We start from the raw sequence: 4,313 nt of genomic DNA, 5'->3' as shown, positions 1-4,313 counted from the left end.
CCGCAGGTCTTTGCCGCTGCGCACCACGCGCAGCTTCATGCCGCGCTCAAAGTGGCCGCTGGCCACGCGCACGAAGGCAATGCGGTCGCGGTGCGCCGGGTCCATGTTGGCCTGGATCTTGAACACCACGCCGGTGAACTTGGGTTCGTCCGGGTGCACCACGCGCTGAATGGCCGGGCGGTCGCCGGGCGGCGGTGCCAGGTCCACCAGCGCGTCCAGCACCTCGCGCACGCCAAAGTTGTTCACCGCCGAGCCAAACAGCATGGGCGTCTGGCGCCCGGCCAGAAACTCGGCCTCGTCAAACGCCGGTGAGGCACCGGCCACCAGTTCCAGTTCTTCCTTGGCCTGCTCAAATTCGGCGCCAAAGCGCTTCACGCTCTCGGGGTTGTCCAGCCCGCTCAGCACGTCTTCGTCGCCACCGCGGCGGTCTTCACCGGCGGCGAACACGCGCATCTGGTCGGTGCGGCGGTCAAACACGCCACGGAAGGTCTTGCCCATGCCCACTGGCCAGGTGAACGGCACCACGGTCATGCCCAGTTCGCGCTCAATCTCGTCCATCAGGTCCAGCGGGGCCTGTACCTCGCGGTCCATCTTGTTGACGAAGGTGAGGATGGGCGTGTTGCGTGCACGGCAGACCTGCAGCAGTCGCCGGGTCTGCGGCTCCACGCCGTTGCCGGCGTCGATCACCATCAGCGCCGCGTCCACGGCGGTGAGCACACGGTAGGTGTCTTCGCTGAAGTCCTGGTGGCCGGGGGTGTCCAGCAGGTTGATCACGCAGTCGCGGTATTCCATCTGCATCACCGACGAAGCGACCGAAATGCCACGCTGCTTTTCAATCTCCATCCAGTCGCTGGTGGCGTGGCGTGCCGCCTTGCGCGCCTTCACCGAGCCGGCGATGTTGATCGCACCCGAGAACAGCAGCAGTTTCTCGGTCAGCGTGGTCTTGCCCGCGTCGGGGTGGGAAATGATGGCGAATGTGCGCCGGCGGCGCACTTGGTTGGAGAGTTCAGACATGGGCCGGGATTATCCCCCTGGACTTGGCTCCCCCCGCTCCGCTGCGCGGCTTACCCGCCCCCCGAGGCGACACCAGTGCTCCAGACCGCAGACACCTCCGGCGCGCGATGCCCCCACCCAGAGATGCCGTGGATCGGGCTTTGCCCGGCCACAGGCACCGTCCCCCTTGGGGGAAGCCGCGCAGCGGCGCAGGGGGATAATCCAAACCATGCACCCAAAAGCCCTGCTGGACGAATGCGCCAACCTGATTGAACTCGTTTACAAATTTGAGCACCCTGCCGATGCGGTGGTGTCTCGTTACTTCCGCGAGCACCGCTCGCTCGGTCCGCGCGAGCGGGCCACCCTGTCCGACACGGTGTACGCCACCCTGCGCGAGCGCCTCAAGTTCGAATGGCTTGCGCGCTCCGGCAGCGGCTCCAAATGGCGCCGCCTGGCCGTGCTGGGTTTTCCGGGTGACCGTGACTTTCTCAAAAGCGCGCTCACCGATGTGGAAAAGAACTGGCTCGACCACTGCGATGCCGTGACCGACGCCGACCTAATGGCACCCCATCGGCACAACCTGCCCGAATGGCTGGCTACCGCGCTGCGCGAACAGGTGGGGCCTGAGTTTGACGCGTTGGTGGCGAGCCTGAACCAGCCCGCGCCGCTGGACCTGCGCGTCAACGTGCTCAAAAAGAAGCGCGAAGCTGTGCTGGCCGAATTGCGCCAGGCGGGTCTCACCTGCGAGCCCACACCGTATTCGCCCATGGGCATTCGCCTGCAGGGCAAGCCCTCGCTGGCCAAGTTGCCCGCTTTCGTGCAGGGCGACGTGGAGGTGCAAGACGAGGGATCGCAACTGCTGGCTTTGCTCTTGGACGCCAAGCGCGGTGAAATGGTGGTGGACTTTTGCGCCGGTGCGGGCGGCAAGACGCTGGCCATTGGCGCGGCCATGCGCAACAGCGGGCGCTTGTATGCGTTTGACACGTCCGGTCACCGGCTCGATGCGCTCAAGCCCCGGCTGGCGCGCAGCGGCCTGTCCAACGTGCACCCGGTGGCCATTGCGCACGAGCGCGACGACCGCATCAAGCGGCTGGCGGGCAAGATCGACCGCGTGCTGGTGGATGCGCCTTGCTCGGGCCTGGGAACGTTGCGCCGCAGCCCCGACCTGAAGTGGCGTCAAAACCCCCAGACCGTGGCAGCACAGGCCGCCTTGCAGCAGGCGATTTTGCACAGCGCGGCGCGCCTGCTGAAGCCGGGTGGGCGCTTGGTTTATGCCACCTGCAGCCTGTTGCCCGCCGAAAACGAAGCGGTCGTGGCCGCCTTTGGCGAGGTCCATCCGGATTTCGAGCCGGTGCCTGTGGCAGGTTTGCTGGAGACGGCCCAAGTGCACCATGCAGCGTCGCTGTGTACGGGTGATGAGGGGAAAATGCTGCGTTTGTGGCCGCATCGGCACGCAACTGACGGCTTTTTTGCGGCCGTCTGGCGCAAGAAGACTTGAAAAAAATCACAAAAACCTGATGTTGATCAGGCTGGCTGCTGACAGCCTTGGCCAACATTTGGTGTTTTGTACCCCCAGCATTAAAATTCAACGCGTTTTCAACGCTCCTTTGCCAGAGGGTGTCTCTCTCATGTTCCCGCCGCTGTTGGGGCGGTCATTTAGGAAATCAATGTTTTCTACCGATTCCGGATTCTTTTCCACGCTGTGGGATGGTGTGATTCAGCAGTTGGCCCATGGGCTGACCGAGGCCAGTTGGTGGCAGATCGTTCTGGTGACCTTGGTGTTCACGCACATCACCATCGCCAGTGTCACCATCTTTTTGCACCGCCACCAGGCGCACCGCTCGCTGGACCTGCACCCCATCGCTTCGCACTTTTTCCGTTTCTGGCTCTGGCTGACCACGGGTCAGGTCACCAAAGAGTGGGCAGCCATTCACCGCAAACACCACGCCAAATGCGAGCAGGCCGAAGACCCCCACAGTCCTCACGTGTACGGCATCAAAAAGGTGCTGTTCGAAGGCGCCGAGTTGTACCGTGCCGAGTCCAAAAACAAGGAAACCATGGCCCGTTATGGTCACGGTACGCCGGACGACTGGATTGAGCGCAACCTGTACACGCGGTACTCATGGCAAGGTGTGGGTCTGATGATGATCATCGACATCGCCCTGTTTGGTGCGGCGGGCTTGGCGGTTTGGGCTGTTCAGATGGCCTGGATTCCCATCACGGCGGCCGGCATCATCAATGGCGCTGCCCATTACTGGGGCTACCGCAACTTTGAAGCGACCGACGCCAGCACCAACATTTCGCCTTGGGGCATTCTCATCGGTGGTGAAGAACTGCACAACAACCACCACACTTACCCCACTTCGGCCAAGCTGTCGGTGAAGCCTTATGAGTTTGACATCGGCTGGATGTACATCAGCATCATGCAGATGGTGGGGTTGGCCACCGTGAAAAAGACGCCACCCAAAATGGCTTATGGCGATGTCAAACCTGTGGCCGACGAGAAAACGCTGGAAGCCATCATCGCCAACCGCTACGAGGTGATGGCCGGCTACGCCCGCAGGATGCGCGATGTGTTTCAGCACGAAGCTGCCACGCCCAAGGTGGATGCCAGTGTGCTCAAGACCGCCAGCCGCTGGTTGCACCGCGACGCAGACAAAGTGCCTGCGGCCGCCGTGTCGCAACTGAGCCAGGCCCGTGCGGCCTATCCAGTGCTGGACAAAATGGTGGTCATGCGCGAAGAGTTGCGCCAGATCTGGCTCAACACCTCGCACTCCCGCGAGCAGTTGGCGGCCGACCTGCAAGCGTGGTGCCGCCGCGCAGAAGAGAGTGGTATCGCTGCGTTGCGCGAATTCTCGATTCAGTTGCGCTCTGCGCGCGCTTGAATTTGGTCCAACCTCGCGCCCCGTGCCTGCGGCGCGCACCCCTTTGAAGAGGGTAATGCTGACGGTCCGGCGGAGCCGGTTCCGCGGCGTTCAGGGCAAGATTTCAGGATAAGCTCCCAACAAAAAAGCCGCTGTTTTCACAGCGGCTTTTTTGTTGAGCAAACCCGGCTGAATTACTTCAGCTTGATTTCTTTGTAGTCCACGTGCTTGCGAGCTTTTGGATCAAACTTTTTGATCAGCATCTTTTCGGGCGTGGTCTTTTTGTTTTTGGTGGTGGTGTAGAAATGGCCGGTTCCAGCGGTGGATTCCAGCTTGATTTTCTCGCGTGCGCCTTTGGTTGCCATGGTCGGTTCTCCTTAAGCCTGGCCGCGTGCGCGCAGGTCTGCGAGCACGGAATCGATGCCGTTTTTGTCGATCAGGCGCAGAGCTGCACCG

General features: G+C 62.2%; 4 protein-coding genes and 1 pseudogene. 2 read left to right on the top strand and 3 right to left on the bottom strand.

Annotated features, from left to right (window positions below):
* Positions 1 to 1,014, bottom strand: a 1,014-nt coding sequence (locus Q7J58_RS21625) for a peptide chain release factor 3 (RefSeq protein ID WP_304832014.1), incomplete at its 3' end; no start/stop codon positions are given.
* 208 nt (positions 1,015 to 1,222) lie between these two features.
* On the opposite strand from Q7J58_RS21625, the gene Q7J58_RS21620 reads away from it, so the two are divergent.
* Both Q7J58_RS21620 and Q7J58_RS21615 read left to right on the top strand, forming a co-directional pair.
* Positions 1,223 to 2,491 (top strand): RsmB/NOP family class I SAM-dependent RNA methyltransferase, encoded by a 1,269-nt coding sequence (locus tag Q7J58_RS21620; RefSeq protein ID WP_304832012.1) that lies wholly within the window; start codon positions 1,223 to 1,225, stop codon positions 2,489 to 2,491.
* A gap of 169 nt (positions 2,492 to 2,660) precedes the next feature.
* The gene (locus tag Q7J58_RS21615) at positions 2,661 to 3,878 is read left to right on the top strand and encodes a fatty acid desaturase (protein WP_304832010.1); all 1,218 of its coding nucleotides are present in this window, start codon (positions 2,661 to 2,663) and stop codon (positions 3,876 to 3,878) included.
* A gap of 173 nt (positions 3,879 to 4,051) precedes the next feature.
* Here Q7J58_RS21615 and rpmG read toward each other — a convergent pair whose 3' ends face one another.
* Both rpmG and rpmB read right to left on the bottom strand, forming a co-directional pair.
* A complete protein-coding gene (gene rpmG, locus Q7J58_RS21610) occupies positions 4,052 to 4,222 on the bottom strand; it encodes a 50S ribosomal protein L33 (RefSeq protein ID WP_056269543.1) in 171 nt (56 codons plus the stop codon).
* Between the two features lie 12 nt (positions 4,223 to 4,234).
* Positions 4,235 to 4,313 (bottom strand): annotated as a pseudogene (gene rpmB / locus Q7J58_RS21605) (50S ribosomal protein L28); the annotation flags it as partial.

The organism is Hydrogenophaga sp. (assembly GCF_030656115.1).
GTDB lineage: Bacteria > Pseudomonadota > Gammaproteobacteria > Burkholderiales > Burkholderiaceae_C > Hydrogenophaga.
The sequence above is the reverse complement of the archived record's forward strand: the minus strand, read 5'-3'. Positions and strand labels throughout refer to the sequence as shown.

Excerpts from the sequence above, each read along its gene's own strand:
- Q7J58_RS21620 (WP_304832012.1), top strand. The coding sequence starts at position 1,223 with ATGCACCCAAAAGCCCTGCTGGACGAATGCGCCAACCTGATTGAACTC.
- Q7J58_RS21615 (WP_304832010.1), top strand. The coding sequence starts at position 2,661 with ATGTTTTCTACCGATTCCGGATTCTTTTCCACGCTGTGGGATGGTGTG.
- rpmG (WP_056269543.1), bottom strand. The coding sequence starts at position 4,222 with ATGGCAACCAAAGGCGCACGCGAGAAAATCAAGCTGGAATCCACCGCT.